The organism is Streptomyces sp. JLYT201 (genome assembly GCF_059448825.1).
The window spans coordinates 1,626,240-1,653,028 of record NZ_CM182551.1; the positions used below are offsets into that span (position 1 = coordinate 1,626,240).

21 protein-coding genes are annotated in these 26,789 nt (G+C 73.0%); 11 read left to right on the forward strand and 10 right to left on the reverse strand.

Features of this window, described 5'->3' with window-relative positions; genetic code table 11:
- Positions 1-46 precede the first annotated feature (46 nt).
- Positions 47-1,030, forward strand: coding sequence for an MBL fold metallo-hydrolase (locus AC5WAM_RS06790; protein WP_495521970.1), 984 nt, complete (start codon positions 47-49; stop codon positions 1,028-1,030).
- A gap of 4 nt (positions 1,031-1,034) precedes the next feature.
- Here AC5WAM_RS06790 and AC5WAM_RS06795 read toward each other — a convergent pair whose 3' ends face one another.
- Genes AC5WAM_RS06795 through AC5WAM_RS06805 form a run of 3 tightly spaced genes read right to left on the reverse strand, consistent with a single transcriptional unit; the run spans position 1,035 to position 4,438 of the window.
- Positions 1,035-1,781 carry a succinate dehydrogenase/fumarate reductase iron-sulfur subunit gene (locus AC5WAM_RS06795; protein ID WP_366793860.1) on the reverse strand — a complete coding sequence of 249 codons (747 nt, stop codon included), beginning with the start codon at positions 1,779-1,781 and terminating at the stop codon, positions 1,035-1,037.
- Positions 1,778-3,727: a fumarate reductase/succinate dehydrogenase flavoprotein subunit gene (locus AC5WAM_RS06800; protein ID WP_366793861.1), complete on the reverse strand. Its 1,950-nt coding sequence runs from the start codon at positions 3,725-3,727 to the stop codon at positions 1,778-1,780. Before AC5WAM_RS06800 ends, AC5WAM_RS06795 begins: the two co-directional genes overlap by 4 nt.
- Positions 3,728-3,730: 3 nt before the next feature.
- Positions 3,731-4,438 (reverse strand): succinate dehydrogenase, encoded by a 708-nt coding sequence (locus AC5WAM_RS06805; protein ID WP_366793862.1) that lies wholly within the window; start codon positions 4,436-4,438, stop codon positions 3,731-3,733.
- Between the two features lie 94 nt (positions 4,439-4,532).
- Between AC5WAM_RS06805 and AC5WAM_RS06810 the strand changes: the two genes are divergently transcribed.
- The gene (locus tag AC5WAM_RS06810) at positions 4,533-5,408 is read left to right on the forward strand and encodes a LysR family transcriptional regulator (protein ID WP_366793863.1); all 876 of its coding nucleotides are present in this window, start codon (positions 4,533-4,535) and stop codon (positions 5,406-5,408) included.
- A gap of 206 nt (positions 5,409-5,614) precedes the next feature.
- A complete protein-coding gene (locus AC5WAM_RS06815) occupies positions 5,615-8,467 on the forward strand; it encodes a hypothetical protein (protein ID WP_495521971.1) in 2,853 nt (950 codons plus the stop codon).
- A 15-nt stretch (positions 8,468-8,482) separates the two neighbouring features.
- Here the strand turns inward: AC5WAM_RS06815 and AC5WAM_RS06820 are convergent, their stop codons facing one another.
- The 3 genes from AC5WAM_RS06820 to AC5WAM_RS06830 all read right to left on the reverse strand — a co-directional run bounded on the left by AC5WAM_RS06820 (position 8,483) and on the right by AC5WAM_RS06830 (position 12,701).
- A complete protein-coding gene (locus AC5WAM_RS06820; RefSeq protein WP_495521972.1) occupies positions 8,483-10,615 on the reverse strand; it encodes a putative bifunctional diguanylate cyclase/phosphodiesterase in 2,133 nt (710 codons plus the stop codon).
- A complete protein-coding gene (locus AC5WAM_RS06825) occupies positions 10,612-11,442 on the reverse strand; it encodes an SAM-dependent methyltransferase (protein ID WP_366793867.1) in 831 nt (276 codons plus the stop codon). The genes AC5WAM_RS06820 and AC5WAM_RS06825 overlap by 4 nt, the downstream gene beginning before the upstream one ends.
- Before the next feature lie 293 nt (positions 11,443-11,735).
- Entirely contained in the window at positions 11,736-12,701 is a 966-nt protein-coding gene (locus AC5WAM_RS06830; RefSeq protein ID WP_495521973.1) for an SCO0930 family lipoprotein, read from the reverse strand.
- A 330-nt stretch (positions 12,702-13,031) separates the two neighbouring features.
- Between AC5WAM_RS06830 and AC5WAM_RS06835 the strand changes: the two genes are divergently transcribed.
- On the forward strand, positions 13,032-13,664 hold the full coding sequence (locus tag AC5WAM_RS06835) for a hypothetical protein (protein ID WP_495521974.1): 633 nt from the start codon (positions 13,032-13,034) through the stop codon (positions 13,662-13,664).
- Positions 13,665-13,679: 15 nt separating this feature from the next.
- Entirely contained in the window at positions 13,680-14,444 is a 765-nt protein-coding gene (locus AC5WAM_RS06840) for a bestrophin-like domain (RefSeq protein ID WP_495521975.1), read from the forward strand.
- Between the two features lie 72 nt (positions 14,445-14,516).
- On the opposite strand, the gene AC5WAM_RS06845 is transcribed toward AC5WAM_RS06840, so the two are convergent.
- Positions 14,517-15,371 (reverse strand): SAM-dependent methyltransferase, encoded by an 855-nt coding sequence (locus tag AC5WAM_RS06845; protein ID WP_495521976.1) that lies wholly within the window; start codon positions 15,369-15,371, stop codon positions 14,517-14,519.
- Positions 15,372-15,909: 538 nt separating this feature from the next.
- On the opposite strand from AC5WAM_RS06845, the gene AC5WAM_RS06850 reads away from it, so the two are divergent.
- From AC5WAM_RS06850 to AC5WAM_RS06860, 3 genes are all read left to right on the forward strand, one after another.
- On the forward strand, positions 15,910-17,229 hold the full coding sequence (locus tag AC5WAM_RS06850) for an alpha/beta hydrolase (protein WP_495521977.1): 1,320 nt from the start codon (positions 15,910-15,912) through the stop codon (positions 17,227-17,229).
- Positions 17,230-17,429: 200 nt separating this feature from the next.
- On the forward strand, positions 17,430-17,744 hold the full coding sequence (locus AC5WAM_RS06855) for a YidB family protein (protein WP_172381411.1): 315 nt from the start codon (positions 17,430-17,432) through the stop codon (positions 17,742-17,744).
- 289 nt (positions 17,745-18,033) lie between these two features.
- Positions 18,034-18,555 (forward strand): hypothetical protein, encoded by a 522-nt coding sequence (locus tag AC5WAM_RS06860; protein ID WP_495521978.1) that lies wholly within the window; start codon positions 18,034-18,036, stop codon positions 18,553-18,555.
- Positions 18,556-18,656: 101 nt separating this feature from the next.
- Here AC5WAM_RS06860 and AC5WAM_RS06865 read toward each other — a convergent pair whose 3' ends face one another.
- Positions 18,657-19,145 (reverse strand): hypothetical protein, encoded by a 489-nt coding sequence (locus AC5WAM_RS06865; protein ID WP_138963249.1) that lies wholly within the window; start codon positions 19,143-19,145, stop codon positions 18,657-18,659.
- Positions 19,146-19,585: 440 nt separating this feature from the next.
- On the opposite strand from AC5WAM_RS06865, the gene AC5WAM_RS06870 reads away from it, so the two are divergent.
- Positions 19,586-20,176 carry a class F sortase gene (locus AC5WAM_RS06870; protein WP_495523520.1) on the forward strand — a complete coding sequence of 197 codons (591 nt, stop codon included), beginning with the start codon at positions 19,586-19,588 and terminating at the stop codon, positions 20,174-20,176.
- A 73-nt stretch (positions 20,177-20,249) separates the two neighbouring features.
- Here AC5WAM_RS06870 and AC5WAM_RS06875 read toward each other — a convergent pair whose 3' ends face one another.
- Positions 20,250-21,095, reverse strand: coding sequence for a polysaccharide deacetylase family protein (locus AC5WAM_RS06875; RefSeq protein WP_495521979.1), 846 nt, complete (start codon positions 21,093-21,095; stop codon positions 20,250-20,252).
- 227 nt (positions 21,096-21,322) lie between these two features.
- On the reverse strand, positions 21,323-24,613 hold the full coding sequence (gene lysX, locus AC5WAM_RS06880) for a bifunctional lysylphosphatidylglycerol synthetase/lysine--tRNA ligase LysX (RefSeq protein WP_495521980.1): 3,291 nt from the start codon (positions 24,611-24,613) through the stop codon (positions 21,323-21,325).
- A gap of 112 nt (positions 24,614-24,725) precedes the next feature.
- On the opposite strand from lysX, the gene AC5WAM_RS06885 reads away from it, so the two are divergent.
- Positions 24,726-25,199 (forward strand): universal stress protein, encoded by a 474-nt coding sequence (locus AC5WAM_RS06885; protein WP_172381415.1) that lies wholly within the window; start codon positions 24,726-24,728, stop codon positions 25,197-25,199.
- Between the two features lie 133 nt (positions 25,200-25,332).
- Positions 25,333-26,784, forward strand: coding sequence for an amino acid permease (locus AC5WAM_RS06890; RefSeq protein ID WP_495521981.1), 1,452 nt, complete (start codon positions 25,333-25,335; stop codon positions 26,782-26,784).
- Positions 26,785-26,789 lie beyond the last annotated feature (5 nt).

Here is a 26,789-nt window from a genome sequence, read left to right on the forward strand (position 1 = left end):
CTTTTGATCTTGGACGGCGGCTGCCGCCTCCTGATCTGCTGCCGCCATGAACACCCCCGCACGCCACCTCAGCCCCGGCCGTCGCACCCTCCTGCGCGGTGCCGCCCTCGGCGCGGCCGTCCCGCTGGTCCCCGCCACCGCGTCCGCCGAGGGGCGCGCCCCGGCCCGCCGCCGTTCCTCCGCGCCCGTCTCGTACCGCTGGCTCGGCACCTCGGGCTGGCGGATCGACCTGCGGGCGCAGAACAAGACCGTCCTCGTCGATCCGTACGTCACCCGCTTCGACACCGGTCTGTTCCGCGGCTCCTTCGACCCCGGCACGCGGCTGCGCACCGACGAGGCGCTGGTGCGCGAGCACGCGGGCACGCCCGAGGTCATCTGCGTCACGCACACCCACTGGGACCACCTCAACGACGTTCCCCACCTGGCCCGTTCGACGGGGGCCCGGGTCATCGGCACCGAGACGACGTACCACGTGCTGCGCTCCTTCGGCGTGGACGCGGGGCAGATCTCCGTGGTGAAGGGCGGCGAGGTGCTCGACTTCGACGGGTACGTGATCGAGGTGGCGAGCTCGCGGCACAGCCGAGGCGGCTCGTACTCCTACTTCGCGCCCGGCACCCTGCACGCCCCGCCCGCGGCCGCGCCCCGGACGGTCTCCGACCTGCCGGAGGGCGACACGCTGGCGTTCAAGGTGACGCCGGACGGCGCGCCCTCGGCGCTCTTCATGGGGGCGAGCGACTTCGACGAGCGCTCCTTCCGGGGCCTTGCGCCGGACATCGCGATGGTCGCGGTGGCGTCGAGCGCCTCGACGCACCGCTATGTGCCGCGGCTGCTCGACGCCCTCGGCCACCCCGACGTACTCGTACCCGTGCACTGGGACGACTTCGAGAGGCCCCTGAGCCTGCCGCCCCGCAAGGACGGCACGGGCCTGGACGACTTCCTCGCCCAGGCCCGTGCGGTCAGCCCCGATGCCCGGTACGTGGTGCCGGACTACAGGACGGTGTACGGAGCCGACCTGCGGCCCCGGCGCTAGCGCCCTAGCGGGGCGCCTTGCGGGTGGCCCGCAGCCACTCCTTGTTCATCGCCGCGATGGACGGCAGCGGGATGCCCTTCGGGCAGGCCGTGGCGCACTCGCCGGTCAGGGTGCAGCCGCCGAAGCCCTCGGAGTCCATCTGCGTGACCATGTCGAGGACGCGGGTCTCGCGCTCGGGCGCGCCCTGCGGCAGGACGCTCAGGTGGTTGACCTTGGCCGAGGTGAACAGCATCGCCGAGCCGTTGGGGCAGGCGGCCACGCAGGCGCCGCAGCCGATGCACTCGGCGTGCTCGAAGGCGTAGTCGGCGTCCGGCTTCGGCACGGGCGTGGCGTGTGCCTCGGGCGCGGAGCCGGTCGGGACGCTGATGTAGCCGCCCGCCTGGATGATGCGGTCGAAGGCGGAGCGGTCGACGACCAGGTCCTTGATGACCGGGAAGGCGGCCGCGCGCCACGGCTCCACGTCGATGGTGTCGCCGTCCTTGAAGGACCGCATGTGCAGCTGGCAGGTGGTGGTGCGCTCGGGCCCGTGCGCGTCGCCGTTGATGACGAGCGAACAGGCGCCGCAGATGCCCTCGCGGCAGTCGTGGTCGAAGGCGACCGGCTCCTCGCCCTTGACGATGAGCTCTTCGTTGAGGGTGTCGAGCATCTCCAGGAAGGACATGTCCGGCGAGATCCCGTCCACGTCGTACGTGGACATGGCACCTTCGGCGTCGGCGTTCTGCTGGCGCCAGACGCGCAGGGTGAGCTTCATGCGTAGCTCCGCTGAGTGGGGTGGACGTACTCGAAGACCAGGTCTTCCTTGTGCAGGACGGGGGCGGTGCCGGTGGCGGTGAACTCCCAGGCGGCCGCGTAGGAGAACTCCTCGTCCCTGCGGGCGGCCTCGCCGTCGGGGGTCTGGGACTCCTCGCGGAAGTGGCCGCCGCAGGACTCGGCGCGGTGCAGCGCGTCGAGGCACATCAGCTCGGCGAGCTCCAGGTAGTCGACGATGCGGTTGGCCTTCTCCAGGGACTGGTTGAACTCCTCGCCGGTGCCGGGCACCTTGAGGCGCCGCCAGAACTCCTCGCGGATCTGCGGGATGCGCTCCAGTGCCTTGCGCAGGCCCGTCTCGGTGCGGGCCATGCCGCAGAACTCCCACATGAGTTCGCCGAGTTCGCGGTGGAAGGAGTCGGGCGTGCGGTCGCCGTCGACGGCCAGCAGGCGCGCGATCCGCTCCTCGGTCTCGGTGATCACCTCGCGCACCGCGGGGTGCCGGTCGGTGACCTCCTCCTGGTGCGGGTTCCGCGCGAGGTAGTCGTTGATGGTGGACGGCAGGACGAAGTAGCCGTCGGCGAGGCCCTGCATCAGGGCGGAGGCGCCGAGCCGGTTCGCGCCGTGGTCGGAGAAGTTGGCCTCGCCGATGGCGAACAGGCCGGGGACGGTGGTCTGCAGGTCGTAGTCGACCCACAGGCCGCCCATCGTGTAGTGCACGGCGGGGTAGATCCGCATCGGCACCCGGTACGGGTCCTCGTCGGTGATCCGCTGGTACATGTCGAAGAGGTTGCCGTACTTGGCCTCGACGGCCGCCCGGCCCATGCGCGCGATGGCGTCGGCGAAGTCCAGGTAGACACCCTGGCCGCCGGGGCCCACTCCCCTGCCCTCGTCGCAGACGTTCTTCGCGGCGCGCGAGGCGATGTCGCGCGGGACGAGGTTGCCGAAGGAGGGGTAGATGCGCTCCAGGTAGTAGTCGCGCTCGTCCTCGGGGATCTCGTTCGCCGGGCGCGTGTCGCCCTTGGCCTTCGGCACCCAGATGCGGCCGTCGTTGCGCAGCGACTCGCTCATCAGCGTCAGCTTCGACTGGTGGTCGCCGGTGCGCGGGATGCAGGTGGGGTGGATCTGGGTGAAGCACGGGTTGCCGAAGTAGGCGCCGCGCCGGTGGGCCCGCCACACGGCGGTGGCGTTGGAGTTCATGGCGTTGGTCGACAGGTAGAAGACGTTGCCGTAGCCGCCGGAGGCGAGGACGACGGCGTCCGCGAAGTAGGTGTCGATCTTGCCGGTGACCAGGTCGCGGGCGACGATGCCGCGCGCCCGGCCGTCCACGACGATCAGGTCGAGCATCTCGGTGCGCGGATGCATCTCCACGTTCCCGGCCGCGATCTGGCGGCTGAGCGCCTGGTACGCGCCGAGCAGGAGCTGCTGGCCGGTCTGGCCGCGGGCGTAGAACGTGCGGGACACCTGCACGCCGCCGAAGGAGCGGGTGTCGAGCAGTCCGCCGTACTCGCGCGCGAAGGGCACGCCCTGGGCCACGCACTGATCGATGATCTCCACCGAGATCTGCGCGAGCCGGTGCACGTTGGACTCGCGGGCGCGGAAGTCGCCGCCCTTGACGGTGTCGTAGAACAGGCGGTGCACGGAGTCGCCGTCGTTGCGGTAGTTCTTGGCGGCGTTGATGCCGCCCTGCGCGGCGATCGAGTGGGCGCGGCGCGGCGAGTCCTGGTAGCAGAACTGCACGACGTGGTAGCCCTGTTCGGCGAGCGTGGCCCCGGCAGAGCCGCCCGCGAGCCCGGTGCCCACCACGATCACGGTGTGCTTGCGGCGGTTGGCGGGGTTGACCAGCTTGGCCTCGAAGCGGCGGGTGTCCCAGCGCTCGTTGACCGGCCCCCGCGGCGCCTTGGTGTCGACGACCGGCTCTCCGGTGACGTACTCGGCAAAGGAATTCATCGGTCAGCTCACCACTCCGGTCATGACGCCGACGGGTACGGAGACGAAGCCAGCGGTCAGCAGGAGCGCGAGGCCGTTGGCGCAGGTCTTCAGGACGCGGTCGCGGGTCGCGCTGCCCACGCCGAGGGTCTGTGCGGCGCTCCAGAAGCCGTGCCGCACGTGGAAGCCGACGGCGACCACGGCGACGATGTAGACGACGTTGCCGTACCAGGTCGAGAAGGTGTCGATGACGTTCTGGTACGGGTGCAGGTGCTGGTACTCGCCGGGGTGCGCCGTGCCCGTCGTCAGGTCCAGGATGTGCCAGACGATGAACAGGCCGACGATGACGCCGCCCCAGCGCATGGTGCGCGTCGCATAGCTGCTGCGCGGCTTCTTGTGCACGTACTTCGTGGGACGCGCCTTGATGTCGCGCTTGCTCAGCTGGTACGCGGACACGGCGTGCGCGACGACGGAGACGACGAGCACGACGCGGATGACCCACAGGGTCCACTCCCAGCGCATCACGGGCTCGCCGAGCGTGCGCAGCCAGTGCGCGTAGTGGTTGAAGTCGCCGGGACCGAAGAAGATCTTCAGGTTTCCGATCATGTGGGCGACCAGGTAGAGCAGCATGATCAGACCGCTCACCGCCATCACGGTCTTCTTGCCGACGGTGGAGTCCCACACCGATCGCGGAAGTGACGGCCGTCGGTCCGTCCGCGTTGCCAGAGCCATGTCATCCACGCTACGGGCGAAGGTCCCGATCAGTCCAAGAGATGATGGCGCTCATCTCCATAGCGGGAGACTATGGAAAGTCTAGGGTGTGAGCATGCAATTCCAGCAGCTCCTTTACTTCGTCGCCGTCGCCGAGACCCGGCACTTCACCCGGGCCGCCGAGCGGGTGCACGTCTCGCAGCCGTCGCTCTCGCAGCAGGTGCGCGCCCTGGAGAAGGAGCTGGGCGCCGAGCTGTTCAGCCGGGCGCGCGGCAACATCACGCTCACCGACGCGGGCGAGGCGCTGCTTCCGCTGGCCCGGCGCATCCTGGCCGACGCCGACACCGCCCGCATCGAGGTGCAGGAGCTGGCGCAGCTGCGCCGCGGCCGGGTGCGCCTCGGCGCGACCCCGAGCGTCTGCACCGGTCTGCTTCCCCAGGTCCTGCGCGACTTCCACGACCGGCACCCCGGCATCCAGCTCCTCATCGAGGAGGGCGGCAGCCACGACCTCGTCCGCCACCTCGCGCGCGGCGCCCTCGACCTGGCCCTCGTGGTACTGCCCCTGCCGAGCCCCTCGCCCGCCCTGACCACGGTGGAGCTGCTGCGCGAGGACCTGGTCGTGGTGTCGTCGCCGGACGCGCCGGGCCTCGGCGCCACGGCCCGCGTCGCGGATCTCCAGGGCGAGCGCCTTGTGATGTTCCGGCACGGCTACGACCTGCGGGAGCTGACGGTCGCGGCCTGCCGGGCCGAGGGCTTCGAGCCCGAGTTCGCCGTCGAGGGCGGCGAGATGGACGCGGTGCTCGGCTTCGTGCGCGCGGGCCTCGGCGTCGCCGTCGTCCCCCGCATGGTCGCCGAACGCGCGGGCGGCGACCTGCGGATGACACCGCTCGCCCGGCCCCGCCTCCGCCGCACGATCGCACTCGCCCACCGCAGCGACGTGGCACCACCGCGGGCGGCCCGGGAACTCCAGCGGATGCTCCTCGCCCGGTGAGACCCGGAGCCACGCCGTGCGGTCCGGCGCGACCCTGCACAGTACGGCGCACGCTCCCGCCGCGCACCGAAAGGCACGCGCCCCGAGCTCGCTCCCACGCGCCCTCCAGAACGGCATGTACGTAGGAGATTTCCCGCCATCCGAAGCCTCCCGGCCACCCTGCACCCGGCCCTACCCTGGCTCTTCGAATGCGGGAGGGGGCGCGCATGGGGGCTGCGCGGGGCGTGCGGCGCGGGGTCGCCAGAGCCGCTCGGGCGACGGCCGCGCTGCTGCTGTGCGGCCTGGTCGCGGCGTGTGTGACGTGGGCGTCGGACGAGTGGGGAGACACCGCCCGCGGCCAGGTCCTGGCGCAGCGGGCCGAACTCGCCAAGCCGCGGCCGCCGAAGCCGTGGTGGACGGAGGACGGGACGGAGAAGGCGGAGGCGGCGTCCGGCCGCATCCCGACGGGCACGGTGGCGGACACCCCGGGCCGGGGCAGCCGCGGTGAGATCGCGGTGCGCGTCGAGCGCACGCCCAAGAAGACCTGGCGGGCCCTGGTCCGCTACCGGCTGCGGCTGCGCGCGGCGGACCCCCTGGCGAACCGGCTCAGAGCGCAGCCGGAGCGGTTCGCCAAGGTCTCCAGCAGGCTGCCCGGCGGGTACGCCACCAGCGTCGCCCTGCACGGCGGCGCGCGGCAGCCCGGCTACCCCAGTTGGTGCACGGTCAGCCAGGCGTCGGCGCGCGACAGCGTGACGGTCACCGCCGAGCACCGCGTCACCTTGTCCACCGCGATGACCACGAACGACTTGACGTACTCCATCACCTCCTCGTTCAAGGACGAGAAAGGCGAACTGGTCCCCCGCGTCCGCCTGCCCGGCCACTGGGCCTGGAGCATCGAGGTGCCGCGCGGCTGGGGCCTCGCGGTCACCGGCACGCCGACCCGGCAGCGGGCCCGCACGGTCGAGTTCGTGTTCAAGGACACCGACAGGGAGACCATCCCCGGCACGGTGACGGCGAGCCTCCTGAGCTCCCGGGAGACGGCCTTCCCCGTGTCGGACTCCCCCGCCCCCAAGAACCCGCCGGGCAGCAGCCCCGAGGCCCTGCTGTCCCTCGCCGTCCTGGCCGTCGTGGCCTGTGCCGCACTGGCGGGCTACCGCACGGCGGCGGGGGGTGCCCCGCGCCCGGCGTCCCTCGTGCCGCTCGCCGTCGCGGGTCTCGCCGTCGCCGTCGGCGCGCTCCTGCTCGACTCCTACTCCACCAACTGGAAGGTCCTCTCCTGGCTGTGGGGAGCCGTCCTGTACGGCCATGACGGCCTGCTCTCGGAGCCGCTGCCGATGGAGTCGCGCACTCAGGGCGTGCTGCTCGGCACCGTCCTGTTCGTCCTTCCGGTGCTGACCGTCGTCGTCACCCACCGGCGGCGCGGCGCCCCCTGCCCGGCCGTCGTCGAGGCGGGTGTCCTCGCCGCGCCCACCGCCGCCCTCGTCCTGCTGGCCTGGCTCATGGGCGGCGGCACGTGGACGCGGGCCGTCGTCACCTGCCTCGTCACCGCCTCGCTCGCGGCCGTCGTCGTGTACGCGGGCCTGCGCCTGCGGCTGTGCGGCGGCGCGGCGCGCCCGTGGGCGGTGCCGCTCGCCCTGGCCACCTGGACCGCGGCGGTCTCCTGCGTCGTCCTCCAGGTGCTGCCCTGGGAGTTCGAGCTGGCGACGCCGTTCACCGGGCAGTGGCTCTTCACCGGGCGGAGCGCCGGGGCCTCCTGGCCGCTCCTGTTCACCCTGCTCACGCCCTGGGTGACCGCGCTGCTGCTGATCGTCGTGCCGCTCCTGCCGCCCGCGGCCCGCACCGGCTGGAAGGGGCGCCTGGCGCTCGCGGCCGTGCTCGTCCCGGCGCTGCTCCCGTGGTGGACCACCATGAACTCCACGGACCGCCCCGCGACCAGCGACCTGTTCGCCCAGCTCGCCGGGGAGTGGCCGGGCGACAGCCTCGTCTACGGCGTCCGCACCGTCGCGCCCGGCGTACAGGTGATGTGGTGCGTGGCCGTCGCCGTCCTGCTGGCCCAGCTCTACGCCACCGGCGGGCAGAAGGGCCGCTGGGGCTCCGGAGCGCGCCGGAACTGCCTCGCCCTGCTGCTGTGCGCCGCCGCGGCGACCGTCGTCGGCGCCCCGGACAGCTGGCTGCCGTACTGGACGACCGCCGCCGCGCTCCTCGTCGCCTGGGCGGGCGCCCACCTCCTGCTGCCGTCCGCCCGTGCGGAGCGCGCCGGGCGGCTGCACGCGCTGTCCGGCGCCGCGCACGCCCGGCTGCTCAACTCCCTGGCCCGCGCCCTGCTCTTCGCCGAGGGACGGCACCGCTTCCTGACCTCGTCACGAGGCACCCTCGCCGACACCTCCCTGCCCGCCGACAGCTGGGAGGAGAAGTGGCAGAGCCTGCGGCAGCCCACCGCCGCGGACGCGGCCCGCGAGACGGCGAAGCTCAAGGCCGTCGCGCTCGGCGGCTCGGCGGGCCGCACCGCCTGGTCGAACGGCGTCGCCGCCGCGACGGCCACCGCGCTGCTCACCCTGCCGTGGACGGCGTGGACCGCGTGGCAGGCCGAGGGATACAGCGGCCTGCCGGAGTCGGTGACCGTGGCGGGCGCGCCCACCTGCGTCTGGCTGGCGCACGGCTTCACGTACGGCTATCTGTATCCGTGGCTGCGCGGCAACACGCCCGTCGGCAAGGCGGGCTGGCTGTGGGCGGTGATGTCGGCGGTCCAGCTCCTGCTGCTGGTCCCGCGCCTGCGCGTGCCCCAGGGGCCGACCGCGCTCTCGGTCTTCCTGATCCTGGCGCAGAGCACCGTCATGGCCCTGGGCCTCGCGCTGTACTGGGAGATGCGCCTGGTCCGCAGGGCCGACCTCCTGTGGGGCCACGTCCGCAACTTCCGCCGGCTGTCGTCCCTGGCCACCCCGGTGAGTGCGGTCCTGGTGGCGGCCGTGGCCGCGGTGGCCACGGTCCTGGCGACCACCTGGGCGAACAACGTCACGGCCCCGGTGGAGACCCCCAGCCCGTCCCACTCCACCACGACGGCGCCGCCCGAAGGGCCCTGACGCGGGGCGCCCCCGTCAGGACACGTCCGCGAGCGCCAGTTCGTGCAGCTGGTCCGGCGGGCCGGGCCGGGCGTAGTACCAGCCCTGCCCGGTGTCGCACCCCAGCTCCCGGAGCTGGTCGGCCTGCGCCCCCGTCTCGACGCCCTCGACCGTCACGGCCAGGTCCAGGCTGTGGGCGAGCGAGACGATGCCCTCGACGATCTTCAGGTCGACCGGGTCGACGGGGTAGTGCTGCATGCCCTGGGTGAAGGCCCGGTCGAGCTTGAGGACGCTGACCGGCAGGCGCCGGAGGTTCGCCAGGTTCGAGTACCCCGTGCCGAAGTCGTCGAGCGCGATGTCGACGCCCATCTCGGCGAGCCGCCGCAGCGGCTTGAGCAGGTCCTCGTCGGCACCGATCAGCGCGGACTCGGTGACCTCCAGGCACAGCGCGCCCGGCGCGAGCCCCGTCCGCTCCAGGATCTCCACGGTGTCGGAGACGAGGCCGGGGTGGGTGAGCTGGCAGGGCGAGAGGTTCACGTTCACGCGCAGCGGGCCCGAGTTCTCGTGCCGGGCCTCCCAGGTGCGCGCCTGGCGCACGGACTCCTCCAGGACCCAGCGGCCGAGCGGCACGATGAGCCCGGTGTGCTCGGCGAGCGGAATGAAGCGGTCCGGGCCGATGACGCCGTGCTGCGGGTGCAGCCAGCGCACCAGCGCCTCGGCGCCGCGCACGCTGCCGTCCTCCAGGTGCACGAGCGGCTGGTACTCGATGAAGAACTCGCCGCGCTCCAGGGCCACCGGCAGCGCCGTCGTCAGGCCGTGCCGGGTGATGGCGCGGGCGTCGGCCTCGGGGTCGGCCAGCTCGTAGCGGTTGCCGCCCGCGTGCTTCGCGCGGTACATCGTGATGTCGGCGCTGCGCAGCACCTCGGCCGCGCCGCGCTCGGCGGCCGGGCCCTCGACGATGCCGATCGAGCCGCGCACGGTCAGCTCACGGCCGTCGACGCTGATCGGCGTCGCGAGCGCGTTCATGATGCGCCCGGCCAGCTCGTCGACCTCCCGCTCCGTGTCGGGCCCCGTGGTCAGCGCCACGAACTCGTCGCCGCCGAGGCGGGCCACCATCTCGCCGGGCGCGGTCGCGCAGGCCTGGAGGCGGTCGGCGACCTCGACGAGCAGCCGGTCGCCCGCCGCGTGCCCCAGGCTGTCGTTCACCGTCTTGAAGCCGTCGAGGTCCAGGTAGCAGAGCCCGAAGCGGGCGCTCTCGCCGGCCGCGAGCGCCTTCTCCAGGCGTTCGAAGAACAGCGTGCGGTTGGGCAGTCCGGTGAGCGCGTCGTGCGTCGCCTCGTAGCGCAGGCGCAGATTCAGCAGGCGGCGCTCGGTGGTGTCCTCGACGAGCGCCAGCTGGTACTGCGGCACCCCGTCGGCGTCGCGCAGCAGAGAGACCGTCAGATTGGTCCACAGGACGGTGCCGTCGGGGCGGTAGAAGGCCTTCTCGACGCGGTAGTGCTCGCGCTCGCCGTGCACCAGCTCCTCGTACAGCTTCCACACGTGCGGGGAGTCGTCGGGGTGCGTCCAGCTGCCCACGTTGCGCCCGCGCAGCTGGTGCTCCAGGCCGCCGAACATCCGCACGAGGGCGTCGTTGACCTCCAGGACGGTGCCTTCGAGGTCGGCGATGCCGATGCCGACCGCGGCGCCGTGGAACACCGCGCGGAAGCGGGCCTCGCTCGCGTGCAGGGCCTCGGCGACGGTGCCCCGCGCGTCGAGCGCCGCCCGGGATATGGCCTCCTGCTCGGCGAGGGTGCGGGCGCGCAGGGCCCGCGCGAAGCCCGCGGCGACCGCGTGCTGGATGCGGGCGCAGCGGGCCCGCAGCTCCTCGCGCTCGCCCTCGGCGCCGCAGTACAGGACCAGATAGGCGTCCACCACGTTCAGCGTGCGGCTGAGCGCCTCGGGCTCGGTGCAGTGCGCCTCGACCAGGGCCGCGCCGACCGCCTCACCGGTGGCGGCGCGGAACGGCCGCTCCTGAAGGGCGTCGCGCAACCACCGGGCGAGCGGCCGCAGTTGCTGCTCGAACTCGGGCCGGGTCAGCGAGGTGGCGGTCACCGGGAAGAGCGCGCGACTCCAGATCGTGGCGAATCTGCGCAGTCTGTCCTCCGGCCCGTCCGGCTCCGCGCTCAACGCTTGCGTCCCACGCCGGCGAACCCGGAGAAGGCCCAGGGGTCCTCGGCCTCACACTCGTCGTGCTCGCCGAGCTCCGTGTCGGCCCGCCACTGCGGCATCGGCACGAGGCCGGGTTCCACCATGTCGTATCCCTCGAAGAACCGCGCGATCTCGGCACGCGATCGCATGATCAATGGATTGCGGATGTCCTTGTACACGCCGACGGCGCCGGCGGCCTGCTCCTGCGGAACCGGTATCCCTTCGTACGAAATGTGGGTGACGGCGAGGAGGCTGCCGGACGCCGTCGCGTCCCGCAGTTCTCCGACCGCCGCGTAGGGATCGTACGCGTCCTCGACGAAGTGGAGTATGGCCGCCAGGAGAAGCGCAGTCGGCTTGTCCAAGTCGATCAGTGCCCTGACCTCGCAACTGCCCAGGATGTCACGGGGTTTGCGCAGATCGGCGAAGACCGCGTCGGCCTGGGGCTCGCCGTCCACGACCGCCCGGGCGTGCGCGACGGCGACGGGGTCGTGATCCACGTACACCACGCGCGCCCCCGGGGCCGCGGTCCGGACCGTCTCGTGGACCGCGCCGAAGGAGGGGATGCCGCAGCCGATGTCGAGGAACTGGTCGATGCCCGCCTCGGCGGCGAAGCGCACGGCACGGCGGGTGAAGGCACGATTCGCCTGAGCGATCTTGGGGAAGCCGGGCAGGAACTCCATGGCCCGGCGGGCGGCGTCCCGGTCCGCCTCGAAGTTGTACGAACCGCCCAGGTAGCAGTCGTTGATCCGGGCCGCGCTCGGCATCGCGATGTCGATGCCGGGCGGGGCCCAGGCGGGACGCTCCATCAACACTCCAAGGCATAGGCATCAGGCTGAGGCGAGCCGGTGTTCGAAGGTGAGGCTACTGATCGCCAGCCAAGGGAGCGAGTCAAACCGGAAATTGGCCGTCCGTTCTCGGTCACTGCCTGGGGCACTGCCGGTGGCACATGCCGTACGCATCCTGAGAAACGACGAAGAACCGGCCCATTCCCTCCGTCTCGGTACGGAAGGAACGGGCCGGTCGGCCGGGCGCGGCGGGGCCTGTCCGGGCTACGGGGTGGGGCGCCGGACGGGCCGGGCGCCGCGGCGGCGGCAGGGACCTACTGCGCGGCGCGCACCGGCTTGCCGTCCGGGGCCGCGGCGAACCAGGTGCCGCCCACGCCCTGACCGTTGGTGTCGCCGGGCTTGGTGTCCCCGGCGAAGGTGTACAGCGGCCAGCAGTCGAGCGCCTGCTGCTTGAGGCCGTCGGGGCGGTTGAAGGTGACGAACCCCTTCTTCAGGACGCCCTTGGTGTCGTTCTTCGCCACGGGCGCCACCACCGGCCACTTCTTGAGGCAGGCGCCGGTGCAGGCGGACTTCATGGGCCAGGCGGAGTCCTTGGTGAAGCGGTAGACCGTCATGCCGTTCCTGTCGACGACGATCTTGCCGAGCTCGGGGTCGTCGCGGGTGGAGAGCCCGGCCGGGTCGGCGGGCCGCGCGGCGCCCGCCCCGCCGCCGGGGGCCGCGGGCTTGGCCTTCTTGCCGTCGGGGGCCGCGGCGAACCAGGTGCCTCCCACGCCCTGCCCCTTGGCGTCGCCGGGCTTGGCGTCCTTGGCGAACCGGTACATCGGCCAGCCGTCGATGGTCAGCTGCTTGCCACCGTCGGACCGGGTGACCTCGCCGATCAGGGACGCGTCGACGCCGGGCGGGGCCTTCGCGCCCTTCGCGGGCACCACGGGCCAGGCCTTCGCACAGGCGCCGTCGCAGTTCGACTGGGGCGGCTCGGCGGAGTCCTTGTCGAAGCGGTACAGCGTGAAGCCCGCGCTGTCCGTGACGACCTTGCCGAGCTTCTTGCTGTCCCAGACGGCCAGCTGCCCGGCGGTCTTCGCCCCACCCTTGGCGCCCGTGGCGCTGCCGGAGTCCGAGCCGTAGCCGTCGTCCGAGCCGTAGCCGTCGTCCGCGGGTGCTTCGTTGCCCACGTTCTGGCCCTTGGGGGACTGCTCCCCCTTGTCCTGACCGCACGCCGTCGTCAGCGCCAGCACGGCCGCAGCTGTCGCTACGAGCGAGGCGCTCCGCCAGGTCTTCATCTCTCACTCACTCCCGCTGTTCGCTCGGGTGGTGCGACGACCGCTCGCGTCACACATGGCCCTAGGTACGGGTGGGGCGGGGGAGAGCGTTCAAGACGGGTTCAAGATTCTTTGCGGGACCGGCGAGACGGCCGGTGACACGGCCGGTGACCGCGGGACCCGCACGGCGCACGGAGCGGCGCTCCCGCGCCGCACCCGGCGTGAACTCACGTGCGACCGCTCCCTCCTTCGGTAGATTCATCGCAACATCGCGCGCGAGCGGGGCGCGCGCCCCTCATCATCTGCGTCGTGCCCGGATCCTCCAGAGGCTTTCTCGCTCCCGTCACACGTGTGTTCGCGCTGCTCGCGCTGGCCCTTCTCGTGGGCCTCCCGGCGGGCTCGGCCGTCGTCGTGGCCGACGCCTGCGCGTACGCCTCGACGGGCCCGGGCGGAACGGCCACGGCGTACGCGGGCAGCGGAAAGTGCCCTCCGCCGCCCACGAAGCCCCCCAAGCCGACGCCGCCGAAGCCCACACCCACGCCTCCCAAGCCCACACCCACGCCTCCCAAGCCCACGCCCCCCAAGCCCACGCCCACGCCGCCGAAGCCCACTCCCCCCAAGCCGACACCCCCGAAACCCACGCCGCCGAAGCCCACGCCTCCCAAGCCGACCCCGCCCGCGCCGCCGCGGCCGGTGCCCCCGCCGAAGCCCGCGCCGCCGCCTCCCCCGCCGCCCTCGCCCCGGATCGCCCCGGCGCCCCCCGCGCCGTCGGTCGAGCCACCGCCCCCACCGCCCAAGCCCCCCGCGCCCCGGCCCACGCCCTCGCCCCGGCACTCCCAGCGCGCGCCGGAGCCCGTGCACTACCCCGCGTACCGCGCGCCCGCGCGCAAGAGCCCGCCGCGCGGCGGGGCCTCCCTCGTCCAACTCACCCTGCTCATCACCGCACCCGCGGTGCTCGCCGTCGCCGCGCTGCGGCCGCGCTGACCGCCGGAGGACTCCTTGTCGGAATGGCTTGTTCTCACCCTCGCGATGGCTGCCGCGTGCGCCGTCGTGCTCCTCATCGTCGTGCTGCGGCACTGGCGAAGCTCCGCGGACGCTGACGTATCGGAGACTCCGGACGTCATGGAGTACATGACGATGATGATCGGCGTGGTCTACGCGATCGTCCTCGGCCTGGCCATCGCAGGCGTCTGGGAGGCCCGCAGCGCCGCCCAGGACCACGTCCGCAACGAGGCCCAGGCGCTGCACGAGGTGCACGAGCGGGTCCGTGTCTACCCCGCCGAGGTCCGTGACCGCATTCGCAGCGACGTAAGGGCGTATGTCGGCCATGTGGTGAAGAAGGAGTGGGACCAGATGGCCGACAACGGTGAGCTCAGCGCGCGCGGCACCGCCCTGCTCGCCACGCTCCGCCACGACGTCACCGACTACGAACCCAAGTCGGACTTCGAGGCGCAGGCCTACCAGCCCCTCGTCGACCAGGTCGCCCTCGCCGACGACGCGCGCGGCGCCCGCGGCGACAGCGCCGAGGCCACCATGCCCGGGGTCGTCTGGTTCGGGCTGATCACCGGCGGACTCGTGACCGTGGGCCTCATCTTCGCCTTCCAGATCCGCCGCACCGGCCGCGAACTCGTCCTCGCCGGTCTCTTCTCCGCCCTGATCGCCTTCCTGCTCTTCCTGATCTGGGACTTCGACGCCCCCTACAGCCGCGGCATCGCGGCCACGGCGGAGCCCTTCACGGCGCTCTTCCCCGGCATCGGCGGCTGACGGGACGCGCACGACGCCCCGTCGCCACGGGTCGCGCGGCCCGGACACGGGTCGCGCGGCCCGCCCCCGGCCCTACGCCCCGGGGCGCCGACCGCTGAAGATGCCCCAGCGCAGACGGTCGGCGCCGGCCGCGTCCACCCACAGCGGCAGATTGGCGAGCAGCCCGTCGACGTAGCCGGGGCTGATGACGGCGCGCAGGTCGGCCTCCTTGGCGCGCGTCTCGTCGGTGAGGCGGACGTAGTGGCGCTCCACCTGGTCGCTGTGGTCGGCGAAGTCGACCGAGCCCAGGCCGAGTTCGCCGAGGAGGCGCAGATAGAACGTGGGCGTGGCGAGCGCGTCCACGCCGAGGCGGGACACGGCCGTGTGCAGCACCTCGGCGGGCACCTCCTCGTCGGCCATCAGATCCGTGAAGGCGAGGACCCCGCCGGGGGTGAGCACCCGGACCGCCTCGCTCAGGACGCGGTTCCGGTCGCCGCTGTGGCAGAAGGCCTCCAGGGAGCACACGGCGTCGAAGTGGCCGTCCGCGTAGGGCACGTCGTGGAAGGAGCCGGTGACGACCTCGATGAGGTCGCCGAGGCCGCGCGAGGCGTTGGCCGCGCGGTGCCGCTCGTTCTGGGCCTCGCTGAGGTTGAGCGCAACGACCCGGCAGCCGAAGCGGTCGGCCAGGTAGCGGGCGGTCCCGCCGTAGCCGGAGCCGAGGTCGAGCACGGTCCGCTCCGGGCCGAGGGTGCCCTGGAGCCGGTCCGCGAGCTCCTGGACGGTACGCCGGGAGGCGTCCGCGATGGGCTCCCGCTCGTGGGCGTAGATGCCCGTGTGGATGTCCTCGCCGCCCCACACGATGTCGTAGAACGCGTCGACGTCACTGGTCTCGTAGTAACGGCGCGTCGCGTCCTCGCCCGTGCCCGATGCGGTCACGTCACTGCCCATAGCCGCTTGCCACCTCTCGCCGGTCGGCCCGGGGCCCCTTCGCGGGCCCCCGCGGCCAAGCCTCGGCGTCTTCGCACCGAAGATCAACGAGGGCGAATCAGCCATATCGGCATCCCGATGCGGCCGTCGCGGGGGTGGGCGCGCCGGGCCGGGACCGTCCGTTCGGGAGGCGTGAACGCCGGCCCTGCCCGGCCGCCCGGCGGGCCACCGGCGCGTCGCAGGGAAGTACCGGTGGCCCCGCCGCACGGATGCCCCCGCCGTCCCCCGTCGTGCCCCATCCGCGCGGCATATGCGTCATGAAACCCCCTCGCGGGGCCGTCCGGGGAGTGTGTGCGCCGCGCCGGTTCGGGTGCGGCGAGCACACGGCGTGTGACCCGGGCGCCGCCGCCGGGCGCGTCCCGCCCGCGCGCCCGCCGCACGCCCTCGCCCGCGCTCCCCTTCACGCCCCCGCCGCACCCGCGCTGCGGCCCGGCCCTGACCAGCGCACTCTGGGGGAAGCAGGCCCTGGAGCGGGGCAGCGGGAGGAAGGCGAGCGCGTGTGGAGCGGGTGGTGACGGCCGCGGGGCCGCTGGACTGGTCGCTGGTGGCCGGAACCGTGCCGGTCCTGCTGCGGGTGCTCGGCGCGCTGGGTCTCGCGGTGCTGCTGTGGTCGCGGGAGCGCCGGTGGTGGACGCGGCTGCTGCCCGCCGCGCTCGTCCTCGCCGCGCTGCTCGCGTTCCTGGTGCCGGTGGTGGTGGACGACTGGTGGCAGCCGTTCCCCGACGCGCTGCCGACCGACGTGGTGGTGTGGATCGGGGTGGCGCTCCTCGGCGTGTGCCTCGCCCTCTTCCGGCTGCCGACGCTGCGCCCGCGCGGCCGGGCCGGGGCGGTGGTCGCCGGGGTCTTCGTGGTGCTGTTCGGCCTCTGCGAGGTCAACATCCACTACGACAATTACCCGACCCCGCGCACCCTGCTCGGCCCGCAGGACACCGTCGGCCTCCGGCAGGCCGCGGGCGGCAAGGAGCCGCTCGTCGAGGTGCCGCCGGGCAGGGCGGTGTCCGAGGTCTGGCGGGCCCCCGCCGGGCTGCCCGCCAAGGGCACGGTGTCGAAGACCCCCGTCCCGGGGAAGCGGTCGCACTTCGCCGCCCGGGACGCGTACGTCTATCTGCCGCCCGCCTACCAGGCGTCCCCGCGGCCGCCGCTGCCCGTGCTCGTCCTGATGGCGGGGCAGCCCGGCGCGCCGGAGGACTGGATCACCTCGGGCCAACTGCCGGACATGATGGACGACTTCGCCGCGGAGCACGCGGGTCTCGCACCCGTCGTGCTCGTCGTGGACCCGCTCGGGGGTTCGTTCGACAATCCGCTGTGCATGAACTCCCGGCTCGGCGACGTCCAGACGTATCTCGCCGAGGACGTGCCGCGCTGGGCGGCCGAGCACCTCCAGGTCGCCTCCGGACGCGCGCACTGGGCGGTGTCCGGGCTGTCCAACGGCGGGACCTGCTCGCTCCAGCTGGCGGTGAACGCGCCCGGCCGCTTCGGTTCCTTCGTCGACATCTCCGGGCAGGACGAGCCGACGCTCGGCAGCCGCAAGAAGACCGTCGACGCGGCCTTCGGCGGTGACGAGGCGGCGTTCGAGAAGGTCAACCCGCTGGACGTGCTCGCGCGCGAACGCTTCCCGGACACCTCGGCCGTGTTCGTCGCGGGGAAGGACGACTCCACGTACCGGCCGCAGGCGCTCAAGGCGTACGCGGCCGCGAAGAAGGCGGGCATGAAGGCCGAACTGGTCGAGCTGCCCGGCGGCCACAGCTGGCAGGTGTGGCGCCCGGGGCTCCGGAAGCACCTGGGCTGGCTCGCCTCCCGCACGGGCCTGACGCCGTGACGGAAAAGAGGCTGGAAAAGCGGTGCCCGGTGGGTCAAATCGCCCTGGGCCGTGGCGCGTTCAGCATGCCTTCACCTCACCGGGCAACCCTCGAACACCCACGCCACGTCTGGTCCCACGAGGGCAACGCGGAGGCGAGGAATCCGCCGCCGCGCCTCAGAACCACCGATTCGGTTATCGCTTCTTGCAAGGAGATAGACATGGCTGCCATCGACGCCCCCGCCACCCCCCTGGAGCTGTTCCTCATCACCACCCTCTTCGACGGCGGCCACATCGCCCCGGCGGTGGAGGAGCTGCGCGCGGCCGGCCTCGGCGACAAGGTCGACTCGTGGATCAGCACCGGTGAGAACCAGCCCCTCACCGCCGACGAGCTGTCCAAGGCCCTCGGCGACAGCATCGCCCGCATAGCCGCCATCCAGGGCCTCAGCACGGACGAGGTCGCCGAGAAGGCCGCGGCCGCGCTCCCGGTCACCTTCGACGCGCTGAGCCCGGAGGGCCAGGTCGTCACCCAGTAGGGCGCACCGCCCCCGCTGATGCTCCTGTTCCGCTGATTCCGGTCCGCTGAACGACCTGCCGCCCGGCGGCCGCGGCTCTCCCACGAGGGTCCGGCGCCGGGCGGTTTCCGCTGTCGGGCACAGCGCGACACGCGCCCGTTCCCCTGTCCGGCCCACAGGAATGCCCCGTTCGCACGACAGCGATCGCGGCGCACCCCCGTCCTCCCTAGCGTTCGACGCATCGAGGTGCGCACCAGGCGCCGGCGGAAGAAGGTCCGCGGCCGCTCCTCGGGGACCCGGAGGATTCGCCATGCGCGCGATACGCGTCGCCTCGGCCGCCCTGTTCACCACCGCCGCCCTGGCCCTGGCCGCACCCACCGCGGGCGCGGCCGTCGCGGGCGACGAGAACATCACCTCGTTCGGCTTCCGCGTCACGCCCTCCACGATCGCCGCGGGCGGGCAGGTCACGCTGACCGTCGACGGCTGCGACACCACCACCAAGGTGACCTCCGGAGTGTTCGACGACGTCACCATCCCCAAGGGCCAGTCGTCGGCCACCGCGCACGTCTTCTGGGACGCCAAGCCCGGCGCCCTGTACGAGGTGACGTTCACCTGCGGCCAGGAGTCGGGCAGGACCGACCTCACCATCGCCACCGGCGGCGGTCACTCCAGCCCCGGCACGCACCACAGCAGGGGCGTCCGCGCGGGCGTCGGCGGCAGCGTCGGCGGGTTCGACGGGGGCCAGCTGGCCCTGGGCGGCGCGCTGATCGCGGGTGTGCTCGGCACGGCGTACCACTGGACGCGCCGCCGTACGGACGCCGATCACTCCTGACCCCTCGGGTCACACCGGCCCCGGAGCTCCGGGGCACGGACGGGCACGCACGGCCGACCGGCCCGGCGCGGAAGGGGACGCGCCGGGCCGGTCGTGTCTGGTCACGCCCTGTTCTCGGCCCGGCGCCGCATCCAGAACACGCCGCCGCCGACCACCGCGGCGGCCACCAGGGCCCCGCCGATCGCGATGTCGGTGCTGGTCGCCCCCGACGTCGAGCTGCCGCCGAGGCCGCCGCGGGCGGCGCCGTGGATGACGGTGAAGGCGTGCGGGCGGGTGAGCGGCTGCTTGCCGTGGCAGAGCGCGGTGATGTCGTAGGCGCCGGGTTCGGCGTGGTGGTGCACGGTGACGGTCGCGCTGGAGGTGGTGCCGCCCGGGATCTGCTTGAGGTCCGTCTTCGGGAAGGCGGGCGACTCGACGCTGCCGGGGTGGTCGCAGCCGTCGACGGTGACCGTGAGCTGACCGCCCCGCGCGATCACGCTGGGCATGGCGACGATGTTGCTGGGGCCCGCCCAGGCGGCCGCCGTCGGCGCGGCGAGCCCGACGACGGCACCTGCGGCGACGACGGCCGCGAGTGCTCGAGAGTTACGCATGGAATTCCTCCGCGAGAGGCACCCCGGGGAAACCATTCCCCGGTCGTTCGGCGAGAGCGCCCTCAGACAGACCCTCAGACGGCGTGCGTACAGCCGCATTTCGGGGATCGTCCGTCCTGGTGAGGGACACGCCGGGAGGCGTCCGCAGGCGTGGTCATCACCGCAGGTCACGGACCGTCAGAAAAAACCTGTGGGGCGGCGACTCGGATGGCGCAGGCCGCGGTGGCCCGCCACCCGTTCGCGCCCGCCCTTTCGCACGCCGCGCGCGCTGCACTTAGCGTTTTCGTACGCGCCACGGACACGGCGGGAAACACCGTGTCGAGAGGGGATAGGGAATGTCTTCGTCCCAGCCGTTCGAGCCCGCGAAGCAGCCTTCCGACGCCGACGCGTTCGAGGAGTGCGAGGAGGAGCGGCCGCGCAAGCGCGCGCCGTGGGGTGCGATGGCGCTGGTGCTGCTCACCGGGCTCGCGCTGATCCGCAACGGCTCCGGCGAGTTCGACGTGGGCCCGCCGCAGCCCGCGTCGGCCGCGGCGGCGGACCGCGCGCCCGCCAAGCCGGGCGCCCCCGCGCCGCTGACGTTCTCGGCCGCCGACCGCGTGCGCATCAAGGCGATCCGCGTGGACGCCCCCGTGATGGCGGTGGGCCTGGACGCGGAGGGCTGGGTGGACGCGCCGCCGCCGGACGACCCGAATCTCGCGGGCTGGTTCACGGGCGCGGTGTCGCCGGGCGAGAAGGGCACGTCCGTCCTGGTCGGGCACGTGGACAACCAGCAGGGGCCCGCGGTCTTCTACGGCCTCGGCTCGCTCAAGAAGGGCAACCGCGTCGAGGTGCTGCGCCAGGACCGGCGCACGGCCGTCTTCGAGATCTACGGCATCGAGGTGTTTGCCAAGAGCGACTTCCCCGGCCGACGCGTGTACGGCGACACGGGCGCGCCCGAGCTGCGGGTCATCACCTGCGGCGGGGGCTTCTCGAAGCAGAGCGGCTACGACGGGAACGTGGTGGTGTTCGCCCGCCTGGTCGACGTGCGCTGACGCGCGGCCCGGGCGTGCGTGCCCCGCGGGCCCCGTCGTGTCCGCGCCCCCGCGGCGGGCGGGGGCGCGGCCCTCACACGCGGTAGCGGCTCGGCACGGTGAGGTGGAATCCGGCGTCCAGGAGCTCGGGCAGATAGGTGTCCAGGGCGTGCACGCTCTGGGTGCGGTCGCCGCCCGCGTCGTGCGACAGGACGACGACACCGGGGCCCGCGCCGCTCAGGACGCGCTGGACGATGGTGCCGGTGCCGGGGGTGCGCCAGTCGAGGGTGTCGACGGTCCAGGCGAGGGGCTCCATGCCGAGCTCGGCGCCGAGTTCGAAGGCCGCGCGGTTCCAGGCGCCGTACGGGGCGCGGAACCACAGGGGCGGTGTGCCCACGGTGCGCTCCACCACCTCGCAGGTGCGCTCCATCTGCTCGTGGATCGCGGACCGCCCGAGGGAGGGAAGCAGGGGATGGCTCCAGGTGTGGTTGCCGATCACGTGCCCGTCGTCGGCCATCTGCCGCAGCAGGTCCCCGTTGTCCACCGCCATCTCGCCGCACACGAAGAACATCGCGCGGACGCCGTACCGCCGCAGGGTGCGCAGGATGGCCGGGGTGTAGCGCGGGTCGGGTCCGTCGTCGAAGGTCAGGGCCATGGCGCGGGTGCGGCCCGGAAGTCGCAGGATGGGCGCGCGGCGCACGGCGGGGCGGGCGGGCGCGGCGCGCTGCGGCCCGTGTCCGGTCATGGGCCGCAGCCGGTACGCGGAGGGCTTGCGGGCGCGCGGGGCCTGCGGTCCCGCGGCGGGGGCGCCGGAGGCGGCGGCCCGCTCCGGGGCGGGCGCGCGCCCGGCGGCGGAGCAGCCGGTGGCGGCGGCCAGGCCGAGGACGGCGGCGCCGCGCAGCAGCGCGCGACGCCCCGGAGGCATCTGATCGTCTTTCATGACTAATGCCTCGCATGGCCGAAGGCCCGGCGGTCTCAGCAACACTGCGGGGGCACGCGAAAGCACCCGATGGGACCAGCGCGGGCTCAAGGCGACGCGAGGCAGCCAGGACAGCGCCCCGAAGGGGCGCGAGGCTGAGTCAATGTGCGGCTCCGCCGCGTGGGCGCGACCAGCCGCAGCGGACCGGCACACGAGCGACGGCCCAGCGCGGCAGTGCCAGCGCAGCGTCACCGGCGGCGGACCAGCGGGAACGGCAGCGTCTCGCGGATGGTCAGGCCGGTGAGGAACATGACGAGCCGGTCGACGCCGATGCCGAGGCCGCCGGTGGGCGGCATCGCGTACTCCAGGGCGTCGAGGAAGTCCTCGTCCAGCTCCATCGCCTCCGGGTCTCCCCCGGCGGCGAGCAGCGACTGCGCGGTGAGGCGGCGGCGCTGCTCGACGGGGTCGGTCAACTCCGAGTAGGCGGTGCCCAGTTCGGTACCGAAGGCGACGAGGTCCCAGCGCTCGGCCAGGCGCGGGTCCGCGCGGTGCTGGCGGGTCAGCGGGGAGACCTCGGTCGGGAAGTCCTTGTAGAAGGTGGGCAGCTCGGTCCGCTCCTCGACGAGCCGCTCGTACATCTCCAGGACCACGTCGCCGCGCCCGTCGTCGACGGTGTACGGCACGTGGGCGCGGTCGCACAGGCGGTGCAGGCGCTCCAGCGGCGTGTCGGCGTCGACCTCCTCGCCCAGGGCCTCGGACAGCGCGCCGTACACGGTCTTGACGGGCCAGGGCCCGGAGATGTCGTACTCCCGGCCGTCCTTGCGGGCGACGGGTGTGCCGAAGGCGGCGGTGGCGGCGCCCTGGATGAGCTCGCGGGTGAGGTCGAGCATCACGTCGTAGTCGGCGAAGGCCTGGTAGGCCTCCAGCATCGTGAACTCGGGGTTGTGCTTGTACGAGACGCCTTCGTTGCGGAAGGTGCGGCCCATCTCGAAGACCTTCTCCAGGCCGCCCACGCACAGCCGTTTGAGGTACAGCTCGGGGGCGATGCGCAGATACAGGTCGAGGTCGTAGGCGTTGATGTGGGTGGTGAAGGGCCGGGCGTTGGCGCCGCCGTGGATCTGCTGGAGCATCGGCGTCTCGACCTCCAGGTAGCCGCGGTCGAGCAGGCCCTGGCGCAGCGCCTGGACGGCGGTGGAGCGGGCCCGCACGACGTCGCGGGCGGCCGGGCTCGCGACCAGGTCGAGATAGCGGCGGCGGACCTTGGCCTCGGGGTCGGTGAGGCCGCGGCGCTTGTCGGGCAGCGGGCGCAGGCACTTGCCGGTGAGCTGCCAGGAGGTGACGAAGACGGTCAGCTCGCCCCGGTCGCTGGAGCCGACCTCGCCGGTGGCGGTGACGTGGTCGCCGATGTCGGTGCGGCGCGTGAAGGCGTCCAGGACGCCGGGGCCCGAGCGGTCGCGGGTGAGGGCGAGCTGGAGGTCGCCCGACCAGTCGCGGAGCACGGCGAAGACGACGCCGCCGAAGTCGCGCACCAGCATCACGCGGCCCGCGACGGTGACCCGCTCCCCCGCCAGGTCGGGGCGGATCGCGGCCAGTTCGTGGGTGCGCGGCGGGAGGCCCACCGGGTAGGGGTCGACGCCTTCGGCACGCAGCCGCTCCAGGGCCCGGTGGCGGATGCGGATCTGCTCGGGCAGCGCCTCGACGGGGTCGAGCCCGGCGTCGGCGCCGCCGCCGAGACCGAGCGCGGCGATGGACGGCAGGCCCTCGGTGGTGGCGGGCTTGGTGACGCCCCGGGGCTTGTGGCCCTTGCCCCACAGCTGGCGCAGCGAGGGCACGGAGACGAAGCCCTCGGCGATGCCGGAGGCCAGGCCGATGCGGGCGAGGGAGCCCGCGTCGCCGTAGCAGAGGAAGCGCGGGTACCACTCGGGGTGGTACTTGGCGTTGGAGCGGTAGAGGGCCTCCAGCTGCCACCACTTGGAGAAGAAGAGCAGCAGCTTGCGCCACAGGCGCAGGACGGGGCCCGCGCCGATGCGGGCGCCCTCCTCGAAGACGGAGCGGAACACCGCGAAGTTCAGCGAGATCCGCCGCACCCCGAGCTTCGGCGCCACGGCGCACAGCTCGGCGACCATGAACTCCATGACGCCGTTGGGCGCGCTGCGGTCGCGGCGCATCACGTCGAGCGAGATGCCGTCCCTGCCCCAGGGCACGAAGGACAGCAGGGCGAGGAGCTTGCCGTCGGGGTCGAGGGCCTCGACGAGCAGGCAGTCGCCGTCCTCGGGGTCGCCGAGCCGGTCGAGGGCCATGGAGAAGCCGCGCTCGGTCTCGGTGTCCCGCCAGGCGTCCGCCCTGTCGATGATCGCCTCCATCTCCTCGTCGCTGAGGGTGGCGTGGCGGCGGACGCGGGCGGTGGCTCCGGTGCGCCGGACCCGGTTCACGGCCTGGCGCGTGACGCGCATGTCGCGGCCGTCCAGGTCGAAGTCCGCCACGTGCAGGATGGCCTCGTCGCCGAGCTGGAGGGCGCCGAGTCCGGCGCGGGCGAAGGCCGTGGCGCCGTCCTCGGAGGCGCCCATCACGGCGGGCGCCCAGGCGTACCGCCGGGCCACGTCGAGCCAGGCGCCGATGGCGTGCGGCCAGGCCTCGCGGTCGCCGACGGGGTCGCCGCTCGCCAGGCAGACGCCCGCCTCGACGCGGTAGGTCACGGCGGCCTTGCCGCTGGGTGAGAAGACGACGGCCTTGTCGCGCCGGGTGGCGAAGTAGCCGAGCGAGTCCTGGTCTCCGTAGACGCCGAGGAGGGCGCGGATGCGGGGTTCCTCGTCGCCGTGCAGGGCGGCTTCCATGCGCTGGGAGCGGAACAGGGTGGCGGCGGCGTTGAGCAGCGCGAGGGCGCCGAAGAGGCCGAGGAAGAAGTACAGCGGGCGCGGCGGTGAGCCGTCGAAGTAGTCGTGGCCCTGGAGGAGGCCGCCGCAGACGCGGTTGGCCGCCCACAGCAGCCGCTCGCCGCGCGGCAGCGTGCCGGGGAAGAGCTCGACGAGGCCCCAGCCGACGAGCACCGCGAGGCCGAGCCCGGCGGCGAGCACGGCGACGGCCCGCCACAGGGCGCCGCGGCGCGAGTCGGCGGAGAACTCGGCGCGCGCCAGGATCAGCACGACGAGGGCCACGCCGCAGACGACGAAGGACGGCAGCGACTCGCCCCAGTAGCCGAGGGCGAAGCCGAGGACGTCGAAGGCGACGAGGAGGCCCAGGTAGACCACCACGAGCCACCACGCGACCTTCTTGCGGGCCGCGGTGGCCGCGGCGAGCAGGAAGAGGAAGACGGCGTAGGCGAGGTTCGGGCTGACCGGCACGGTGAGCTGGTCGAGGAAGCGGATCACGGGCCGCAGCAGGCGCCGCAGCGGCGCGATCACGGCGAGCACCGCGCAGCACAGGCCGAGGGTGCCGAAGAAGGCCGCGAACACCTCGGGCACGCGGTTGAGGCCGCTGACGCGGAAGCCGCCGGGGCGCGTGCCGCCCGCGGGGCCCGGCTCCTGGACGGTGGCACTCATGGTCACGACTGTAGGAAAGGGCGGGGCGCCGCGCCCGTCGAACGCCGGGGGCCGCCGGAGCCCGAAGAGGCCGCCGATCCCCGGAACCGGGTCCTCCGATAGCCTCGGAAGCGTGACCGAAGAGCCCACGCAGCAACCGTCCCAGCAGTTCGAGCGGGGCACCGACGGCCCCAAGGTGATCGTCGTCGGGGTCGACGGCTCGGATTCCTCGCTCCGCGCCGCGGCATATGCCGGTGGCCTGGCCCGGCGGCAGCGGGCGCTGCTCGCCGTGGTGTACGTCCAGCCGGTGCTCGCGGCGGGCGCGGCCCTCGGGGCCCCGGTCGCGGAGACCACCGACGAGATCGCCGAGGGCCTGATCGCCGAGATCCGCGACGCCACGGAGCGCGTGAAGGGCATATTCGACGTGCGCTGGGAGTTCCACACCTTCCGCGGCGACCCGTACAACGGCCTGGTCACGGCCGCCGACGAGCTCAAGGCCGACGCCGTCGTGGTCGGCGCGTCCGAGCAGGCGGGCCACCGCATCGTCGGCTCGGTCGCCGTGCGCCTGGTGAAGGCGGGGCGCTGGCCGGTCACCGTGGTGCCGTAGGGCCGACCGGGGGAACCTCGCCCGTGCGAAGGGGGCGCGCCGACGCGTGGTCCGTGGTGTCTTCCGCGCCGGGTGCGCCTGAGCCAGGATGATCCGCCAGCAGCCGACCGCCGCCAGCGAAGAGGTGAGGCTCATGGCCGGACTACGGATGGGGCAGGGCGTCCTGCGGCGCAAGCCCATCGAGCACATCGAGGACACCGAGGCGGGCGGCGGGGGTACCCAGCTCACCCGCTCCCTCGGCCTGTGGCAGCTCACCGCGATCGGCGTGGGCGGCATCATCGGCGCCGGGATCTTCACGCTCGCCGGCACCGTCGCCAACGAGAAGGCCGGGCCCGCGGTCCTCATCTCGTTCCTCATCGCGGGCGTCGCCAGCGCCGCCGCGGCGTTCTCCTACGCGGAGTTCGCGGGCCTGATCCCCAAGGCGGGCTCGGCCTACACCTACGGCTACGCGGTGCTCGGCGAGATCACCGGCTGGTTCATCGGCTGGGACCTGCTCCTGGAGTACACGGCGATCGTGGCGGTGGTCGCGATCGGCATCTCCGGCTACTTCAACTTCCTGCTGAACGAGATGGGCGCGGACCTGCCCGACTGGATGCTGGGCGCGCCCGGCACCGGCGACGGCCACAAGGTCGACCTGTTCGCCGCGGTCCTGTGTCTGTTCATCGCGTACATGCTCACCCTCGGGATCAAGAACGCGGCACGCTTCGAGATGATCGTGGTGGTCCTGAAGGTCCTCGTGGTCCTGCTCGTCATCGGCGTGGGCTTCTTCCACGTCGAGACCGGCAACTACTCGCCGTTCTTCCCGTTCGGTGTCAGCGGGGCGTTCACCGGCGCGGCCACGGTGTTCTTCGCGGTCTTCGGGTACGACGCGATGAGCACGGCCGCCGAGGAGTCCAAGGACGCGCAGCGCCACATGCCGAAGGCCATCCTGTACTCGCTGGCGATCTCGATGGTCCTGTACGTCCTGGCCTGCCTGGTCCTGACGGGCATGCAGGACTACAAGGACATCGACCCCGAGAGCGGCTTCTCCTCGGCGTTCAAGGCGGTGGGCCTGAGCGGACTCGCGGACGTGATCGCGGTGGGCGCGATCATCGGCATCCTCACGGTGATGTTCACGTTCATGCTGGGCTGCACGCGCGTGTGGTTCTCGATGAGCCGCGACGGGCTGCTTCCGAAGTGGTTCGCCAAGACGCACCCGACGCGGCACGTGCCCACGCGCGTGACGTGGATCGTCGGGTTCGCCTCGGCCGCGATCGCCGGTTTCCTGCCGATCGGCGAGGCGGCGGAGCTGACCAACATCGGCATCCTGCTGGCCTTCGTCGTGGTGTGCGTCGCGGTGATCGTGCTGCGCTACAAGCAGCCCGACCTGCCGCGCACGTTCCGCTGCCCGGGCATGCCGGTGGTGCCCGCGATCGGCGTGGTCTTCTCGATCTGGCTCATCACGTTCCTGGAGTGGCAGACCTGGGTCCGCTTCGCGGTGTGGTTCGTGGTGGGCCTGGGGGTGTACTTCGGGTACTCGTACCGCAAGTCGGAGCTGGCCAGGAGCGAGCGGGGCGAGCCGCGGGGGTCCGGCCCGGTCGCGTGAGCGCC

Excerpts from the sequence above, each read along its gene's own strand:
- AC5WAM_RS06800 (WP_366793861.1), bottom strand. The coding sequence starts at position 3,727 with ATGAATTCCTTTGCCGAGTACGTCACCGGAGAGCCGGTCGTCGACACC.
- AC5WAM_RS06865 (WP_138963249.1), bottom strand. The coding sequence starts at position 19,145 with ATGCGTAACTCTCGAGCACTCGCGGCCGTCGTCGCCGCAGGTGCCGTC.
- AC5WAM_RS06875 (WP_495521979.1), bottom strand. The coding sequence starts at position 21,095 with ATGAAAGACGATCAGATGCCTCCGGGGCGTCGCGCGCTGCTGCGCGGC.
- AC5WAM_RS06860 (WP_495521978.1), top strand. The coding sequence starts at position 18,034 with ATGCGCGCGATACGCGTCGCCTCGGCCGCCCTGTTCACCACCGCCGCC.
- lysX (WP_495521980.1), bottom strand. The coding sequence starts at position 24,613 with ATGAGTGCCACCGTCCAGGAGCCGGGCCCCGCGGGCGGCACGCGCCCC.
- AC5WAM_RS06805 (WP_366793862.1), bottom strand. The coding sequence starts at position 4,438 with ATGGCTCTGGCAACGCGGACGGACCGACGGCCGTCACTTCCGCGATCG.
- AC5WAM_RS06790 (WP_495521970.1), top strand. The coding sequence starts at position 47 with ATGAACACCCCCGCACGCCACCTCAGCCCCGGCCGTCGCACCCTCCTG.
- AC5WAM_RS06810 (WP_366793863.1), top strand. The coding sequence starts at position 4,533 with ATGCAATTCCAGCAGCTCCTTTACTTCGTCGCCGTCGCCGAGACCCGG.
- AC5WAM_RS06890 (WP_495521981.1), top strand. The coding sequence starts at position 25,333 with ATGGCCGGACTACGGATGGGGCAGGGCGTCCTGCGGCGCAAGCCCATC.
- AC5WAM_RS06845 (WP_495521976.1), bottom strand. The coding sequence starts at position 15,371 with ATGGGCAGTGACGTGACCGCATCGGGCACGGGCGAGGACGCGACGCGC.
- AC5WAM_RS06825 (WP_366793867.1), bottom strand. The coding sequence starts at position 11,442 with ATGGAGCGTCCCGCCTGGGCCCCGCCCGGCATCGACATCGCGATGCCG.
- AC5WAM_RS06795 (WP_366793860.1), bottom strand. The coding sequence starts at position 1,781 with ATGAAGCTCACCCTGCGCGTCTGGCGCCAGCAGAACGCCGACGCCGAA.
- AC5WAM_RS06855 (WP_172381411.1), top strand. The coding sequence starts at position 17,430 with ATGGCTGCCATCGACGCCCCCGCCACCCCCCTGGAGCTGTTCCTCATC.
- AC5WAM_RS06815 (WP_495521971.1), top strand. The coding sequence starts at position 5,615 with ATGGGGGCTGCGCGGGGCGTGCGGCGCGGGGTCGCCAGAGCCGCTCGG.
- AC5WAM_RS06830 (WP_495521973.1), bottom strand. The coding sequence starts at position 12,701 with ATGAAGACCTGGCGGAGCGCCTCGCTCGTAGCGACAGCTGCGGCCGTG.
- AC5WAM_RS06870 (WP_495523520.1), top strand. The coding sequence starts at position 19,586 with ATGGCGCTGGTGCTGCTCACCGGGCTCGCGCTGATCCGCAACGGCTCC.